Origin of the sequence: Acetobacter malorum (assembly GCF_001580615.1) — a bacterium.
Lineage (GTDB): Bacteria > Pseudomonadota > Alphaproteobacteria > Acetobacterales > Acetobacteraceae > Acetobacter > Acetobacter malorum.
The window spans coordinates 181181-198361 of record NZ_LHZC01000054.1 but is presented as its reverse complement, the minus strand read 5'-3'; the positions used below and the strand labels follow the sequence as shown (position 1 = coordinate 198361).

14 protein-coding genes and 2 pseudogenes are annotated in these 17181 nt (G+C 57.5%); 12 read left to right on the top strand and 4 right to left on the bottom strand.

Annotated elements, in window-relative coordinates:
• Positions 1-12 precede the first annotated feature (12 nt).
• The 5 genes from AD930_RS12635 to arsH all read left to right on the top strand — a co-directional run bounded on the left by AD930_RS12635 (position 13) and on the right by arsH (position 3793).
• Positions 13-477 (top strand): nuclear transport factor 2 family protein, encoded by a 465-nt coding sequence (locus AD930_RS12635; RefSeq protein WP_061506514.1) that lies wholly within the window; start codon positions 13-15, stop codon positions 475-477.
• 526 nt (positions 478-1003) lie between these two features.
• On the top strand, positions 1004-1357 hold the full coding sequence (locus tag AD930_RS12630) for an ArsR/SmtB family transcription factor (protein ID WP_061506513.1): 354 nt from the start codon (positions 1004-1006) through the stop codon (positions 1355-1357).
• Positions 1354-1776 (top strand): arsenate reductase (glutaredoxin), encoded by a 423-nt coding sequence (gene arsC / locus AD930_RS12625; RefSeq protein ID WP_061506512.1) that lies wholly within the window; start codon positions 1354-1356, stop codon positions 1774-1776. Before AD930_RS12630 ends, arsC begins: the two co-directional genes overlap by 4 nt.
• Complete coding sequence (locus AD930_RS12620; RefSeq protein ID WP_061506511.1) at positions 1776-3071, top strand: arsenic transporter; 1296 nt, start codon at positions 1776-1778, stop codon at positions 3069-3071. Before arsC ends, AD930_RS12620 begins: the two co-directional genes overlap by 1 nt.
• Positions 3072-3094: 23 nt before the next feature.
• Positions 3095-3793: an arsenical resistance protein ArsH gene (arsH, locus tag AD930_RS12615; protein ID WP_061506575.1), complete on the top strand. Its 699-nt coding sequence runs from the start codon at positions 3095-3097 to the stop codon at positions 3791-3793.
• A 284-nt stretch (positions 3794-4077) separates the two neighbouring features.
• Here arsH and AD930_RS12610 read toward each other — a convergent pair whose 3' ends face one another.
• The 3 genes from AD930_RS12610 to AD930_RS12605 all read right to left on the bottom strand — a co-directional run bounded on the left by AD930_RS12610 (position 4078) and on the right by AD930_RS12605 (position 5517).
• Positions 4078-4629: a chromate transporter gene (locus AD930_RS12610; RefSeq protein WP_373320477.1), complete on the bottom strand. Its 552-nt coding sequence runs from the start codon at positions 4627-4629 to the stop codon at positions 4078-4080.
• Positions 4517-4768, bottom strand: a complete 252-nt coding sequence (locus AD930_RS18525; protein WP_373320469.1) for a chromate transporter — start codon at positions 4766-4768, stop codon at positions 4517-4519. Before AD930_RS18525 ends, AD930_RS12610 begins: the two co-directional genes overlap by 113 nt.
• Before the next feature lie 182 nt (positions 4769-4950).
• Entirely contained in the window at positions 4951-5517 is a 567-nt protein-coding gene (locus AD930_RS12605; RefSeq protein WP_061506509.1) for a cytochrome b, read from the bottom strand.
• A gap of 193 nt (positions 5518-5710) precedes the next feature.
• On the opposite strand from AD930_RS12605, the gene AD930_RS12600 reads away from it, so the two are divergent.
• From AD930_RS12600 to AD930_RS12575, 7 genes and pseudogenes are all read left to right on the top strand, one after another.
• Positions 5711-6406 (top strand): VIT1/CCC1 transporter family protein, encoded by a 696-nt coding sequence (locus AD930_RS12600; RefSeq protein WP_061506508.1) that lies wholly within the window; start codon positions 5711-5713, stop codon positions 6404-6406.
• A gap of 387 nt (positions 6407-6793) precedes the next feature.
• Positions 6794-7480, top strand: a pseudogene (locus tag AD930_RS18205) (TolC family protein); the annotation flags it as partial.
• A gap of 150 nt (positions 7481-7630) precedes the next feature.
• A pseudogene (locus tag AD930_RS18200) lies at positions 7631-8134 on the top strand (response regulator transcription factor); the annotation flags it as partial.
• Positions 8131-9498 (top strand): sensor histidine kinase, encoded by a 1368-nt coding sequence (locus AD930_RS12590; protein WP_061506506.1) that lies wholly within the window; start codon positions 8131-8133, stop codon positions 9496-9498. The pseudogene AD930_RS18200 and the gene AD930_RS12590, both read left to right, overlap by 4 nt.
• Positions 9499-10305: 807 nt before the next feature.
• A complete protein-coding gene (locus AD930_RS12585) occupies positions 10306-12471 on the top strand; it encodes a dynamin family protein (RefSeq protein WP_061506505.1) in 2166 nt (721 codons plus the stop codon).
• A 159-nt stretch (positions 12472-12630) separates the two neighbouring features.
• A complete protein-coding gene (locus AD930_RS12580) occupies positions 12631-13482 on the top strand; it encodes a hypothetical protein (protein ID WP_061506504.1) in 852 nt (283 codons plus the stop codon).
• Complete coding sequence (locus AD930_RS12575) at positions 13479-14927, top strand: hypothetical protein (RefSeq protein WP_061506503.1); 1449 nt, start codon at positions 13479-13481, stop codon at positions 14925-14927. The genes AD930_RS12580 and AD930_RS12575 overlap by 4 nt, the downstream gene beginning before the upstream one ends.
• Before the next feature lie 380 nt (positions 14928-15307).
• Here AD930_RS12575 and AD930_RS12570 read toward each other — a convergent pair whose 3' ends face one another.
• Positions 15308-16510, bottom strand: coding sequence for a tyrosine-type recombinase/integrase (locus AD930_RS12570; protein ID WP_061506502.1), 1203 nt, complete (start codon positions 16508-16510; stop codon positions 15308-15310).
• Positions 16511-17181: the final 671 nt, after the last annotated feature.

The window sequence follows — 17181 nt, the reverse complement described above, 5'->3', positions numbered from 1 at the left end:
CGGAGTCTTGCCATGACCTGTCCGCCATTGCCGCCCTTCGACGCCGAGACCGCCGCGATCAAGACACGTCTGGCTGAAAATGCCTGGAATAGCCGTGATCCGGACAAGGTCGCGCTTGAGTATACCCCCGGCAGCCAGTGGCGTAATCGGGAGACATTTGTGCGGGGGAGAGAAGAGATCGTCGATTTTCTGACCCGCAAATGGGCCCGTGAGCACGAGTATCGGCTGATCAAAGAGGTCTGGGCATTCCGGGAGAACAGGATCTCGGTGGGTTTTGCCTATGAGTGGCATGACGAGGAGGGGCAGTGGTTCCGGTCTTACGGCAACGAGAACTGGGAGTTTGACGAAAACGGCCTGATGCGACGTCGCATCGCTTCGATCAGTGCCTTGCGCATCGATATCGGTGCCCGGCTTTTTGATTGGCCGCAGGGGAGGCGACCGGACCACCATCCGGGCCTTTCGGATCTGGGGTTGTGAAGGGGCACATTGCAGTCGACCAAAAAAGCTTTCCATTTTTCAGTCGTTTGGCTACGCTGCCAGACGTTCAACGAACCCGCTGACAAGCAGCAGTTTTCTTTGGTTGCAGGCCCCCGCAACCAGAAACATCCCAAAAACCCCGCTAAGTCCCTGACTTGGCGGGGTTTTTTGTTGCAACCAACACCACGCGCCTATTAAATTCCCTATCATTTCAAGGGTTTAACGCCGGTAGGTTCAAATCGGGGTGCCTGACACCCGCAACCAACTGCTCCGTACGCGGGCGTAGATGGGCGGGACGCGGCGTACCGGGGCGTAAGCGGGCGCAGGAAAAAGAGCGGGGGAGGGGACACTGCCCTCGGGCATGCAGAAACTCCTGAGACAATGCTCTGTCGGGATGACGGCAATGGGGGGAAAGGAGACTGTCCAGTTTCGGTGGAAAAATTAAAGAAGTGGACGATATACAAGCATTGACCGGTCCGAAGTTGAGAGGATTGACATAACCCCATGTATCCATAAACAAGGATATATGGATACAGAATCCGCCCTCGCTGCCCTGAGCGCCCTGTCGCAGTCCACACGGCTGGAAATCTTCCGCCTGCTGGTGCGCCACGAACCGGACGGCCTGCCTGCGGGCGAGGTCGCGCGGCATCTCGATGTCCCGCAAAACACGATCTCGGCTCATCTCGCCACCCTGACCCGCGCCGGCCTGCTGACCTCGCAGCGCCATAGCCGGCTGGTCGTCTATCGCGCCTGTCTACCGCGCCTGCGGGACCTGATGCTTTTCCTCGTCAGGGACTGCTGTGCGGGCAGCCCGGAACTCTGCGCGCCCCTGGTCGCGACTTTGTCCTCCTGCTGTCCGTCCCCGGAATCCTGCTCATGACCATCACGATCTACCACAATCCGGCCTGCGGCACGTCGCGCAACGTGCTGGCACTGATCCGCAACAGCGGCGAGGAGCCCCGGGTCATCGAATATCTGAAAACCCCACCCAGGCGTGCGGAACTGGTCGATCTGATCGCCCGAATGGGCGTTCCGGTGCGCTCGGTCCTGCGGGAAAAGGGCACGCCCTTTCACGAACTCGGTCTCGATAATCCGGCGCTGACGAACGATGTGCTGATCGACGCCATGATCGCACACCCGATCCTGATCAACCGGCCCATCGTCGCAACGCCGCTTGGTATCGCGCTTTGCCGTCCATCCGAGAGAGTTCTGGACCTGCTTCCTGCACCGCAGCGTGGCGCGTTCACCAAGGAAGGCGGTGAGAAGATCGAGGATGAGACGGGAAAGCGGACCGTCTGATGCTGGCTCTTGCCATTTTCGTTGTCACGCTGGTTTTTGTCATCTGGCAGCCTCGGGGGCTGGGCATCGGCTGGAGCGCCATGGCGGGTGCCGCCGTGGCCCTGGTGGCTGGAGTAATTCACTGGCACGACATTCCTGTCGTCTGGCACATCGTCTGGGACGCGACCTTCACCTTTATCGCGCTGATCGTCATCTCGCTGTTGCTGGATGAGGCCGGGTTCTTCCATTGGGCCGCCCTGCATGTCGTGCGCTGGGGCAAAGGACGAGGCCGGACGCTATTCCCGCTGATCGTGGTGCTGGGAGCGGCCATTGCAGCGGTTTTCGCCAATGACGGCGCGGCCCTGCTGCTCACGCCCATCGTCATCGCCATCCTCACTCAACTCCGCCTGAGCCATACCGCAGCCCTGGCCTTCATCATTGCGACCGGCTTCGTCGCAGACACCACAAGCCTGCCGCTGGTGATTTCCAATCTGGTGAACATCGTCAGCGCCAATTTCTTCGGCATTGCGTTCGATCGCTATGCCGCGATCATGGTCCCTGTCGATCTGGTAGCACTTGGTGCAACGCTTGCCGTCCTGTGGCTATGGTATCGGCGGCAGGTGCCTGCGACCTATCTTGTCGCCGAACTGCATGCACCCGCCACGGCCATTCGTGACCACCAGGTATTCCGGGCGGCATTTCCGCTGCTGGCCCTGGTTCTGGCGGCCTATTTCCTGACAGCGCCGTTTCATATCCCGGTCTGTGTCGTAGCCTGCCTGGCCGCCGGAATCCTCTTGCTCGTCGCCGGATATGGTCGGGTCATCCCTGTTCGCAAGGCGCTGCGAGGTGCCCCATGGCAGATCGTGATCTTCTCGCTGGGCATGTATCTGGTGGTCTATGGGCTGCGCAATGCCGGGTTGACCGACTACCTTGCAACCGCGCTGGTCTGGCTTGGCCATCAGGGGCCGTTCATCGCCACCATCGGCACAGGCTTTCTGGCGGCTGTTCTGTCGTCCATCCTGAACAATATGCCGAGTGTGCTGGTCGGGGCGCTGGCGATCCAGCAGGCGCACGACATCACGCCGCTGACCCGTGAACTGATGGTCTATGCCAACGTCATCGGCTGCGACCTCGGGCCGAAATTCACGCCGATTGGTAGTCTTGCGACACTGCTGTGGCTGCATGTGCTGGCATCCAGGAACCATCGGGTCACATGGGGGCAGTATATGAAGGTCGGACTGGCGATCACCCCGCCCGTCCTGCTGGCAACACTCGCGGCGCTGGCGCTGTGGCTGCCCTGGATCAGCCACCCGTAATGCACGAATGGACCAATATCACAATGACCGAACCTGAGCTGCCGGCCCTCCACCCCGAATATCTCGAACGGGTCGATCTCGCGCGGCTGGAACCGCGACCGCGTGTGGACCATCCGCCGCGTATCCTTCTGCTCTACGGTTCTTTGCGTCCCCGCTCGTTCAGCCGTCTGTTGGTTCTTGAGGCGGAACGCATCCTGAAGGTGTTGGGCGCCGAGACACGGGTGTTCGACCCGACCGACCTGCCGGTAGCGGATTCCGTGCCCGCGACCCATCCGAAAGTGCAGGAACTGCGGGAACTCTCGATCTGGTCGGAAGGCCAGGTCTGGTGCAGCCCCGAACGGCACGGCAACATCACTGCCGTGTTCAAGAACCAGATCGACTGGCTGCCATTGTCCGAAGGCTCGATCCGCCCGACGCAAGGCCGCACGCTGGCGGTCATGCAGGTCTCGGGCGGATCGCAGAGCTTCAATTCCGTCAATGCTCTGCGGGTTCTGGGCCGGTGGATGCGGATGTTCACCATCCCCAACCAGTCCAGCGTGCCAATGGCCTATACGCAGTTCGGTGACGATGACCGCATGAAGCCATCCCCCCTTTATGACCGGATGGTGGATGTCATGGAGGAACTGATGAAGTTCACATGGCTGCTACGCGACCCGGCCGACTACCTCGTGGACCGCTACAGCGAACGGAAGACGGAATGTCGTCTACCGGAAAGCATGTGATACGACGCGTCCTCTTCCCCCTGCTGGGGGCGGGACGTGTCGCGCGATCCATGGTCCGGCAACGGACGGACCGGCTCGCATCGTCAGCACAAGACGTCCGTTCAAACAGACCATCTTCCACTCAATAGAAAACGCAATAATAACCAACAAGAACTTGCCGGTATGAATGGGTTGGCGCACGAAGATTAAGCCGGACTGAGCTTCTCTTCGCGAGTGTAAGGACGGCAGCCATCGTGTTGGAGAAAAGACGACCCGCTTCATAGGTCAAATATCATAGCGTGCATCTAACGCAGCACAATTCCTCCCATTGCGCTGATACCGACCACCACTAGCGGGGGCGTCCGCCAGACCGTCAGCAGAACGAAACCGACGAGCACGATTCCAAAATCCCCCACCGATCTGACAGCGCTCGTCCAGACAGGCGTGTAAAGCGCAGCCCCCAAAAGACCGACAACACTCGCGTTGACACCGGACATAATAGCCTGCACCGTAGGTCGCCTGCGGCACGCGTCCCAGAAAGGCAATGCACCAATCAAAATCAGAATACCCGGCAGAAAGATACCGAACAAACCCACGATGGCACCAGGCACGCCATTGGGCGACTGTTTGACGATCGCGCCGAGATAGGCCGCAAACGTGAAGAGTGGCCCTGGAACTGCCTGTGCCGCGCCATAACCAGCCAGAAAGGAATCGTCGCTCACCCAACCCGGGGTCACAAAGGCCTCATGCAGCAATGGCAGCACCACGTGGCCACCGCCGAATACAAACGCACCCGACTGGTAGTCCGACAAGATCCGCATAGGCGTGCTCATTGAGCCATCGACGTCGGACGACAAATTCGTCACGGAAATATCCGATATGCGCGACAGGCCCACCGAAGCAGGTGACACCCAGCCTGAGGAAAACAAGAAAAACTTCGCGGGGCGAGCCTGTGCGCTGTTCTTCTGGCGCCAGGCCGCGTGGCACGATGGTCATCGGGTAGAGCTCCTTATCTTCCGGGCACGCGCACGACGCCCATCATGCGTGGTCGAACAGTGCCATGAACCCGAAATCCATATGAAGCTGCTGATGGTAATGAAAGGGCATCGTCCCTTGTTGCTGGCGATCCGGCATCACGCTGTTGCCCGGTCACGCAAAAGAGTGAGTCTCCGCCAGCCTCACGAGCGGCACGAGAAAGCCCACGGCAGCATGCGTCCCAGAACTTTGTCCTGAAGGACAAACTGGTGAAAAAGAGCTGCTACGCCATGACCTGTCGCCAGGCCGACAATCAGCCAGGCGTTCCAGTGATGCAGCGCCTGAATCCAGGCGAGCACTGGTGTCGGAAAATGGCCGAACGGGGCAGAAATCAGGAGGCCGAAAAAACTCATCGTCTGTCCGGCGCCCCAACGCCAGAGATAGCCCAGTACGATTTCAGCCATCAGTATTGCGTAAAGCGTATATTCCACGCTGAGGGCGAATATCCGGTCCGCAGGCTGGAGGAGGTCTGACAGGTGCCTGCCTTTCGTGAGGCGCCAGACGATACGGAACGCCATGATTGCGGTCAGCAGGATACCGGCGGTCAGATGCGCCACGACCATAAGATGATGGACGGGCTTTGCCGGCCAGTTCCAGGTCTCGCCAAGCGCGAACTGAAACAGCACCAGAAAGGCGGTCGTCCAGTGAAGGATGATTGTCGGTCTGTCGTAGCGCAGGGTAGCGGAGATGTCCGATGCTGGATAAGGCATGTGGATTCCGGAAAAAATGAAGCCTGACTCCCCTTCATATCATGCTTTCCTGACAGGAAACTGAACAGAACAGATTTTTCGAAAATGCAAATAATATTGAAAATAACTCGCAATATCAGAATAAAATTCCTGTTGTCGCGATGCGCATTACTGCCTAATTCAGAACTGTATTTATAAGGAGCACAGCCGTCTTATGTCGCGTCTTCACCCTCAGTCCGAACGCCATGCCGTCGAGAAACTGGGATGGCTGCGTGCGGCTGTTCTCGGGGCCAATGACGGAACCCTGTCGACCGGAAGCCTTATTGTCGGGGTCGCCAGTTCCAATGCGGCGCATAGTAGCATTCTCATCGCGGGTCTGTCGGCGCTTGTTGCCGGTGCCCTGTCGATGGCGGCCGGCGAATATGTTTCGGTCAGTTCCCAGGCGGATTCAGAACATGCCGATATCGCCCGCGAAAAACAGGAACTGGCTACGGACTGGGACGGGGAAGTCACCGAACTGGCCGGGATCTATCAGAAAAAAGGTCTGGATGAAGACCTCTCGCGCAAGGTCGCCGTCTCTCTCATGAAGCATGATGCACTAGGCGCGCATGCACGAGATGAACTGGGCCTTTCAGAGGCCACCGCCGCACGCCCTGTACAGGCGGCGTTCGCCTCGGCAACAGCGTTTTCGTCAGGCGCTATGTTGCCCGTCATGGCTGCTGTTCTGGCACCTGCGACCTGGGTTTCATGGAGCGTCTCTCTCACCTCCGTCGTCACTCTCGCCATTCTGGGTGCTGTCGGCGCCGCGGCTGGCGGCGCACGGCCCTTGCGTCCCGCATTGCGGGTAACGTTCTGGGGCGTCATCGCCATGATCGTTACGAGCGGGGTCGGTCATCTGTTCGGTGTGTGATCCAGCCCCAGACACTTCGATGTTCAATCAGTTCAGTCTGGGACAGAAAAATCTGTCAGTGGTCGGTTGGAGGCAAGGAGTAAAATAATTTTATTGTATAAAATATCTGTGAATATCGTATATTTTCAAAGGGTATTTCTTCTGAAGGCTATTGCAGGTCACATGAGTGATCCCCGCTGAGGTTGCGACATTCATTAACACGCGGCACCGCCAGCGCCGGTGGGAAATGCAGCTTAATTCACTTCACCAGGCATTCCAGTCTCACTCAGAATATAGAGTCTGACGTCAGTCCGGTATGGCGTTCAGGAACCTGTCAGCTTCGTCTGGTATGCTGAAAATCCTGCAGCGGTTCTTCAATGCAACAATACAGAAAGCCGACAGAATTTCATGTGTGCTCGTCATGTTGATTATCTGGTTGTGGCTTGTAATTCGGAATGGGAAATTATTCACTTCCCTGAAATCCGCTCTTTCTATGCCGTTCTTATCCTGATTTTCATCTGCTTTTCTTCGGGAATTATTTCAAAGGCTAAAGCTCAGAGCATCTCATTCTCTCAGGGAATTGAGGCGGCCTGGTCCATTGATCCGGGCCGGACTGAACTGAATACAAACTATCGTTCGGCGACGGCACGGGCCGACGCCGCCGGGTCCTGGTTCGCTGGCGGTCCGACTGTGTCCGGGCAGTATTTCGACGATCATGCCATAGGCAGCAATGAAGGTTACACAACCTACGAAGGCAGCGTTTCCGTTCCGCTCTGGTTGCCCGGACAGGGGAGCGCCACCTCGAAAGTCGCGAGAGCCGAAGCACTGACCGTACAGCAAAAGCTGCATGTCGAACGGATGGTAGTCGCCATGAAGGTCCTAGATACTTCTGCCAGTGTGCTGCTGGCCCGACGGCGTCTCGGTATTGCTCGCGCACAGCAGGAGACGCTGGAAAAAATCAAATCGTCTGTTCACCAGGGAGTTCGGTCTGGTGAGATGACGCTGGTTGATGAGCAGGCCATTTCAGCCGAACTGGCGAATGCATCCAGTGAATATTCCCAGGCGACCGAACAGATTGAAACGGCGACATCGGCGCTTGGTATCGTGCTGGGTCGTCCCGGGATCCCGGAAATCCTTTCCTATGATGAGCCGACTGTAGCGCGTGCAAGGCTGACTTCCGCCCGAGCTCTCGAAGACAACGATCCGCGTGTGAAGGCTGCACAGCAGGCTGTTCGCACGGCGGAAGAGGGCAGTGGCCGGGATCTTCTGCGCGAGATCCGATGCGATCATTCCTCGCTGGCGATTCTGATCACGACAGCTCAGGATCAGGTCAGCGACAGGATCGCTGGGCTATCAGATGGTGCGGACGATTATATCGTCAAACCCTATGATCTGGACGAACTCGTGGCCCGTATCGAGGCCGTTGCCCGACGTTATGTGGCGTTACCCGACAATGTCGTGACGATCGGTCATATCGAAATCGATCTTTCCCGACGACAGCTCAGACGCGATGGACAGGATGTCGATCTTTCCGCACGGGAATGGGCTATCGTCGAGCTTCTCGCCCGTCGTCCGGGCGCGCTCTGCAGCCGTGAGCAGATCGAAGACGCTCTTTATGGCCTCAGCGACGATGTGGAAAGCAACGCCATCGAGGTTTTCATCAGCAGAATACGCAAAAAAACGGAAGCCGGTCTGATCGTGACTGTCCGCGGCAGGGGCTACAGCCTCGCAGGAACGGCGTCCCGATGAAACGCTGGAGTCTGGCGTCCCGCATCGTATCCGGGACTCTGATCATTGTGCTTGGAGCGCTGATGCTCCTCAGTGTCCTCGTCGCGGCCTTTACCCGTTACGAAGTCACGGAGCGTCTCGATAATTCCTTGCAGGAGGTGGCCGAGCGTCTGGAATTTGTCATTGGTGAACTAGATAAACACGGCGAGGGAGCCACTCCGCCGGGCGGACAGGCGGCTCGCCTGCCCGGTGTAAACCGACGCACTCTGGCTTATCAGATCGCCTCGACGGACGGTCGGCTTGAAGTCCGGTCGCAGAATGCGCCGGAGACACTGTTTGTTCCGCATCTGGCAACGGGATTTTATAATATTCCGGAATTTCGGGTGTATATCGTGCCTTCCGTCTCCGGTCATCATTACATTCTGGTGGGTGAGCCGACTTTTCACAGAAACGAAGCGGTCAGGCGGGCCATACTGATCTCGGTACTGCCTATGGTGATTTTCTTCCCGGCGATCTGGATTCTGGTCCGGTGGCGCGTGCGTCGCGCCATGCAGCCTCTCACAAGTCTTCAGCAGGAAATCAGAAGCCGAGGCGGGGCAAATCTGGCTCCAATCCCGCCGCTGGACCTGCCCGAAGAACTTGTTGCGATTCATTCCGCCGTCAACCTTCTGCTGGAACGCCTGAAAATGGCGCTCTCGACCGAGCGTGCGTTCGCAGCCAACGCCGCCCATGAACTTCGGAATCCGATTGGAGCTCTTCTGGCGCAGGTGCAGATTCTGAGAGGTTTCCTTCAGCACTCGGAACATGAAGAGCGAGCAACGACCATTATGCATCAGGCCCGCAGGATTGGCCGGATGATGGAAAAACTGCTTCAACTGTCACGCGTAACGTCGGGGATCGCCCTTACAGAAGAACGATTTGATCTGGTGCCTGTCATCCGGTTTCTGGCGCAGGAACTTGAGCGGGAAAAAGATCAGATTATCAAACTTTCAGGAGCGTCTCATCTCACGATTCGGGGGGACATGGACATCGCTGGAATCCTGTTTCGCAATCTTCTGGAAAATGCGGTTCTTCATGGCTCTTCACTACAGCCGGTGCGTCTGCTTGTCACAGACGACTCAAGGATTCTGATCTCCAATGACTGCGATCCACTCACGCCGGAAATTTTGCAGGATATGGAAAAGCCTTTCGTGAGAGGAAAAACAGACGCCGAGGGGAGTGGTCTCGGGCTCGCGATAGTTCGACAGGTCTCTCCTCAACTTCAGGCTGACATCACGATAACCTCCCCTGTTCCGGGAAAAACAAGGGGTATTGTCATTACAGTTCATTTCCCGCCCAGCGATACCGACGCCGACGCAAGATCTGATGAAAACAAAGCAATATGATCCACCGCCTGTTCATGGATCCGTGTTGAGGAACACCAGGCCGTCACCGAATTGCACCCTCAGGCTACTGAATTATGATTTCCGGTGAAGCTGTACATCGGGACTTCTGCCGGGAACGGGGCGGGTTGCGCGATCCATAATCCACGAACTGGCGCGCTGGTATACCTCGCCTCACCGGACTGTCTGCTTGTGGAAAGCTTGAAACCATCATTCTGTGACCGCGATGAGGGCGAAACCGGTAAGTCCGCTTAGCGCGTGACAAGCAGACATGCTGCTTTCGCCTCATGTGAGACGCCAGAGGCGCATGTGGACACTTCAGAAAGCAGACATTAATCCGTTACAATCGCGGGTAGATCATAAACTGCGTTCCTGCGTGCTCAGAACCACGCATGTATGAGGCCACCGATATCTTCCGTGGCTCCAGACGCTCCTATTGGGCGGCCCACACCAGAAATTTCAGTCTTGGCTGGTTCAACGTCATGACGGCCATTGAAATGCCGCACCACTGTGACGAGCGGTCACACCGAGACCCGCGATGGCTGCGAGCACTGGAGGATCGCCTATAATCCTACCCGAGGCTATCAAAAATCCTGGCATGCACCTGCCTGAGCCCGCGGGCAGTCGTCTGCAGTGGGTATCGCTGGCATATCTACTGCAAACATATGCAAAATAGATTATATTTAGCCACTTTACCCTTCAGGTGCATATTATAAATTGACTTACCCAAAAAAACCATCAAGTGTGTATCTAGGGCCGCAGGAGAGAAACTCGGTCGCCTTTGGAGTCTATGAGAACGGAGTGGCCTAAGTGACCGCATTTGAATCCTACGACCTCGCCAGGATGCGAGCCGACGCCAAGATATCCCAGGAAGGAATGGCGACTCATCTCGGCATCTCTCAGAGCCAAGTTTCCCGCTATGAGCAAGATCCGGACAACACCCCCCTTGGTGTCGTGAAAGCCTGGGTGAAGTATTGCGGCGACATTTCCACGAAGCAGGGTCTGGAATACGGTGCCCCCTACCGGGACATCGCCACCCAGATCAAGCTGATGAGCGACTACGCCGAGACGGCCCCTGCTCCTCTGGATGACGCACTGTTCAAGGGCGCTCCGACCGCCGCCAGTTTCATGCGTGAGGTCCGCAATCTGGGTCGCAAGCCTCGGGTGGCTGCCTGCGGACGTTTCGACCAAGGCAAGAGCCGGTTGGCTAACACCCTGATGGGCAGCGATGCCCTGCCGACCGCCTTCCAGCCCGCTACGGCAATCATCAGCCTGGTTCGCCATGTCAGCGACCGCCCTTCCTGGATCAAGGAGGACGTCTGGATCATGCGCAAGGGCTTCGACATGAATCATGCCAGCGACGAGCAGTACTGCAACGACTATAAGATCGTGGCCGGTTCGTTCGACACCCTGAAGAAGTATGGCACCCACAACGACAATCAGCCCGCCGACGCCGATCAATGCTTCGCCGCCCTAGTGTATGTGGACTCTCCATTCCTGCTCGGCTGCGACCTCTTGGACCTGCCCGGCTATGGCCACTCCCACGACGACCACACTAAAGCCGAACTGGCGCACAGTCTGGCCGACGTCCTTATCTATGCATCGGCGGCTCAGGGGTTCATGGATCAGCAGGATCTGCAGTTCGCCAACGCACTGCTGAAACAATTGCCGACCATTGAAACCAATGACGACACCCTTCCAGTTCTGCGGAACGTCTATTTTGTGGCGACCATGGCCCGCCAAGATCATGCCGACCTCGAGGACATCATCACCAAGGCGTCCTCGCGTGCCTACGCGCACTTGCTCGAAGGTCTCCAGGCTCGTGGTGAACTGATCGGCCGACCTATTTCCCAGACCGACTTCCGCGCCCGCTTCTTCACCTACCTCGTTGACGACCCGAGCCGTCGGAAGGCATTCGAAGAGGATCTCGCCGATCTGCTGAGTAAGGTCTGCCCGGTTCAAGTGCGTGGCCGTCTGGATGGTTGGGTCGTCGAGCTGAAGAACTCCACCAAGGCGTATTGTGATGGATGGACTGCCCGCCTCGTCGAATTACTGGAGAGTCGGGACCGTGCTCAGGGCTCGCTGGAGATGCTGGAGCGTGCTGAACCGCTGCGTCATCGCCGGATCGGCAGCAAGACCGAGCGTATCCTGAGCACCATCGCGGTGAACAAGTCGGCGTCCACCGAATACGTCAAGGCCGACCTGAGCAACCTAGTCACGCTGGATTATGTCGAGAAGCGCATCCGCGAGCGTTACGAGGACAAGAAGGACGCCCAACAGCTCGCTGGCTCATACCTGATAGACCACGTCCAGAACACGCTGAACAGCTTCCTAGCCGAACGTGCGCAGGAGTTGGTGCCCGACATCAACGACATCTTGGCCGACTATCAGGCCGCGGGGACGTCAGTGGGTGACGTGGAGCTTGGCACCATCTTCAATGTGAAAGGGGTGTTCCTCGGAGCGCTGGCTGCGACAGGAGCGGGTGGAGCCATGGCTGCCTGGGCTGCGGCGACTGCCGCCAGCGAAGAAGTCGGTCCCGCCATGCTGTTGCCAGGTGTGGCTAGCTATCTGGCGGGCATCGGCGCAACCGCGGGCATGGTGAGTGCGACCAGCCTGATCGCCGCTCTTGCCGGTCCCATTGCGCTCGCAATCGGATTGGCGGCGCTTCTCGGCGTGGCCACTTACTCCCTGTTCGGCCCGTCCTGGCAGAGCAGGCTGGCGAAGAAGATCTGCGAAGCCCTGAAGGAACAGCACTTCCTCGAAACGCTTACCAAGTACTCCGAGAAATACTGGGACGACACCCGCCACAGCTTCCAGAAGGGCCTAGCTGCGACCGAAGCCGCCTTCCAGGAAAACCTGACCAATCTCCGCAAGCTGGTGAATGCCACCAGCCATGAGGAAATGACCGCCATGATCTCCAAAGTGGAAGCCACTCGGGATTTTTTCGGCGGCATTCCGTGGAGACAGAGGAATTAATGTACGCCACTTGGAACTAGGTTCGCTGCCGCCGTCGAATGGTGGCACCTCCTAGCACCTCAACAAAAGACGATTTCAATATTACAGCCGTCGGGAGCCTGCGCAAACATTGGAGCGCGGAATGCCGGACGTGCGCCTTGATTAAGGGGAGTAACGAAGATGTTCAACAGTGCGATGAAAGAAGAAGCCATCACAGCCCTGAAGGCAGCCCAAGCCAAGCATGAATCCGCCGCAAATGTTGTCGGTGAAGCCTCGGCCAGACTGTTCGAACTGCGCCGGTCCAGCAGTGAGCAGATCATCACCAGGGTTGAAAACTACATTAACACCCTAGCCAATAGCCCCAAGGAATTCGACAAGACGTTCTCCGAATACCGGGCCGAGTTCAAGACCTTCAACGAGATCATCGCCGCCATCGAGGCGGAGGCCGCCAAGGTCAACACCCGGGCTGGCACCGGCGCGGCGGCGGGTGTTGCCACCGGCGTCGGCGTCGCAGCTTTCGCTCCGAGCGCGGCCATGGCCATCGCCACCACGTTCGGCACTGCCAGCACCGGCACCGCGATCTCCACCCTGTCAGGCGCCGCTGCGACCAATGCTGCGCTGGCTTGGTTGGGCGGCGGGGCCTTGGCGACGGGTGGCGGTGGCGTGGCCGCCGGTGAAGCATTCCTGGCGTTGGCTGGCCCCGTCGGTTGGGCCATCGGCGGCACTGCCCTGGTGGCGGCCGGATTGTTCGTCCGCAGCCGCAACCGGTCGATTGCCGAAGATGCCGCCACTGAGACCAAGAAGATTCAGACGCATATCGCTGAGCTCACCGCGGCCAAGCTGGAAATCAATCGCCTGTTCAATCTGACCGAACGCCACGTGGACGGTGTCACCGTACTGCTGGCTCAGCTCAAGGAACGGGCCCCGGGGAATTACCTCGAGTTCAGCACCATCCAGAAGGAATGGCTGGGCGCACTCATCAACCACGTCCACTCCCTATCCGGACTCCTGAACAAGAAGGTGCAAGCATGACCATAGAAACCTCCGAAACCCGCGGTCGCCGCCTCTTTCAGGATCAGGCCGCCGGTGTCGTCGTCCAGACTATCAACGAGTTCCGGTTTCACGACGAAATCAGCAAGTTGGCTGCGCAGGAGGCTGCGCTCGAGACCGCGATGGACCAGATCGATAAGGTGCGCGACTTCCTATCCCGCCCCCAAAATATCCTGGGCAGTGAGTTGACGAAGCACGGCGAGATCGCCGAACAGGTCGAGGTCGGTATCCGCAACGCCCGCCAAGCCCTGGCCCAGGAAACCATGACAGCGACCTTCGATAATGTTCATCGTACTGGTCCGGTCGACTATGTAATTAACGGAACCGGAGTTCAGTCCAAGTTCATCAACGGTATCTCCGCAAATCTGAACCATGTCCTGAACCACCTCAACACCTACTCGGGCTTCACTGCGGACGGCTCCTATTACATCATCCCCAAGGATACCTACGACGCCATCCAGGTCCTGCTGAACGGGGGGCATATCGAGGGTCTGAAGGCATCGACCGAGGAAGCCATCAAGGCGCTTGTGAAGCAGATTGAGGCGCAGACGGGCAAGCCCTTCTCCGAGGCAGTCCAGTCATCGGTCGTGAATTATCACGACGTCCAAGTATACAAGGCGCCCACGACGCTGGACAACGAGCAGCAGGACCTCGCCAACAAGAATGAGGAACTGAAGGACAAGATTGTCGACGACCACAAGCCATCGCTCCAAGGGGGTGCCCAAGCCGCTCTCGTGGGTGGGGCTGTCGGCGGCACTCTCTCCCTGGCGACGGGCCTCTACGCCAAGTACAAGGCGGGCAAGAACGTCTTCAAAGGCGACTTCACCGCAGCTGACTGGCAGGAGGTCGGCCTCGACACGGCTAAGGGCGCGGCCGGGGGGGCTGTGGCCGCCGGGTCCATCTACCTGATGACCAACTATGCGGGGATGGCCGCCCCGTTCGCTGCCTCCGTCGTAAGCGCGGCCAAGGGCATGGCCTCGCTGGTCGAGGATTATCGCAAGGGCGACATCAGCTTCGATGAATTCTTCGACTTGGGCATGATCGTCTGTGCGGAATCCGCCATCGTCGGCGTGTCCACGGCTGTCGGCCAAGCACTGATCCCGATCCCCATTCTGGGTGCCGTCATCGGCAGCCTGGCGGGCAAGATGGTGGCTGAGTTCACCACCGGCCAGAACGACAAGGTCGCCCAGCGCCTGCGGGACGACATGAAAGCGTTCAAGTCCAAGCTGGACGGCAAGATGAAGGAAGTCCTCGCCACCATCACGGCCGAGTTCGACCGCCTGAACAAGTTGACCGATGCCGCTTTCGACTTCCGCCTGAATACAAACCTGATCGACCGTAGCGTGGATTTGGCGGTGGCCTACGGTGTGAAGGCGGACAAAATCATCATCAATGAAGCCGCCTTAGACACGTTTATGTTGGAGTAAAGTGGTCAATCCCGGTGCGTTCGAAGATCGCGATCTCATCAGGTTGTTGCAAACCCATGAATCACAGCCTTCTGAAATCACTCAACTCATTTTGGTTCAGACAGTAAGTTGACCCCCTGTCACAGCGGCAGTCGGTCCTGGCGTCAGTTGCTTTCAAACGTCGCGAACGCGTCTTTTTCAGACAGCACAGCGTTGGCCGGACGGTTCCAGAAGATTGCCTGCAACTCGCCGTATTCCTTTATCCTGATCACCATCGCCGCGTCTCGTAATCCCTGCCGTTATTATACTGAATTGCCCCGGGATTGGCGGAGGTGTCCGCTTCCAAGAGTTTGTGCTGCAAAGCCGACATACCGTTCGCCCCCCAAAGCGGACCATGATTTTTATATGCGACTCAGGCAGAATTTCTCCCACTCTTTCATCATCTCCTGCCGTTTATTGAGCAGATCGCCCCGTCGATAGGCTGCTTCGACCTTGTCTCCAATGGCGTGGGCCAACGCCATTTCTGCGACTTCACGCGGGAAGTCCGTTTCCTCTGCCGCCCAGTCACGAAAGCTGGAGCGCAATCCATGGATGGTCACGTCTTTAGTGCCAGCGGCACGATGGAGTGCCTTGGAGACCGCAACGTCACTGAGTGGTGATCCGATTTTACCGCCCGGGAAAATCAGACCATCTGGGGAGGGGAGGGCGCGCAGTATTTCCATTCGTCGAAGCACGTTTATGGCGCTGGTCGTCAAGGGTACGCGATGTTCTCGCTTCGCTTTCATGCGTTCGGCTGGAATTACCCAGATTTGCTTTTCAAGGTTAATTTCAGACCACCTTGCGTGACGTACTTCACCAGAACGCGCAGCCGTTAGGCAGAGGAAGCGGGCGGCAAGAGCAGCAGAGCCATCTTGTCGACCAAGTTGGGCAAAAACAGGAGGAAGGTCACGATAAGGAATGGCCGCATGGTGGGAGACCTTCGCTACGGCTGTTGGCTTAGGAAGAATGTTGGCAAGATGGCCGCGCCATCGTGCCGGGTTGTCGCCTTCCCGCCAATGATGACTATGCGCATAGTCAAGAATACGTTCAATCCGTCCGCGCAGGCGGCTGGCTGTCTCTGTGGTAGTTTCCCAGATCGGACGTAGTAAGGCCAGAACATCCTCAGTCTGGACCCGGTCAATTGGAAGATTTCCTATGAGGGCATAAGCATGCCGAGCGAGAGAACTACGCCACATGGGCGCGGAACGCGGATCTTTCCAAGCTGGTGTCTGTTCCTTGATATAGTGTTCGGCAACCTCCTTGAAGGTCCGCTTCTTGGTAGCACTCTGCTTTCTTTTGGCCTGTTCTTCCAGAGGGTCACGTCCCTCCAACAAAAGACGGCGAGCCTCGGCAGCCTTGCTGCGGGCTTCAGAGAGGGACACATCACGGGCAGGACCCAGTCCCATTTCCCGGCGCTTGCCGGTCAGAGGGCTTTTATAACGAAAGGTCCAGGCGCGAGTCTCACCCCGAATCGTGATCCATAAATTTCCGCCATCGCCATAGACGCCATCTTTCAGGCTGGCGATCTTGCGGACGGTCAACTGGTTCGGCGGAAGCTTGCTCATGGATTTACAGTCCCATCTTCAATCCCACCTTACATCATACGGTTCGACGCGTCTATCTGCGGCGTCAGGTGGCGACAGTGTGAGTTAATGGACTGTTTTCAAATAGAAAATATATCTTCAGGCGTCGTGTGGTCTCTTCGTGTTGGCGGACACCCCTTCCGCCATCAGTAAAATCCCCCAAATTGCCAAATAGTCCCAAAAAGTGCAGAAAACTGCTGTTTGAAGCGGTTTTGATTGTGCCACAAAGTGCCACCTCATACCGCTAAATCGCAGGTGTGTTGGGGGTATATGTCGGGGTATAATTTTCGGGGTCGGGGTATCGTATGCTGACCGATAGGTAGATCAAAAGACAGCTTCCCATCCGGAAACCTTACAAAGCGTCCGATTCCGGAGGTCTGTATTTTCAGGTCTTCCCACCGGCTTCAGGCTTTGGTGTCTGGCTTGTGAAGCGATGCCATGAAAGCGGCAGTATTTCCTGAAAATTTCTCTGCATGCATGAACGGGTGGGGCATCCTTTAGTGGCGTGGCCCCCATGATTTATCCGTCTAAATAAATGGAAAAAACGGACGCTTGTTGTCAGGTTTCATTTTGAAAAAGCCTGAAAAGATCGTGCTGAATTCTCAGTCAAAGCCTCACGAAGCAGATTTGGGAATAAGGGATATATCAAATCT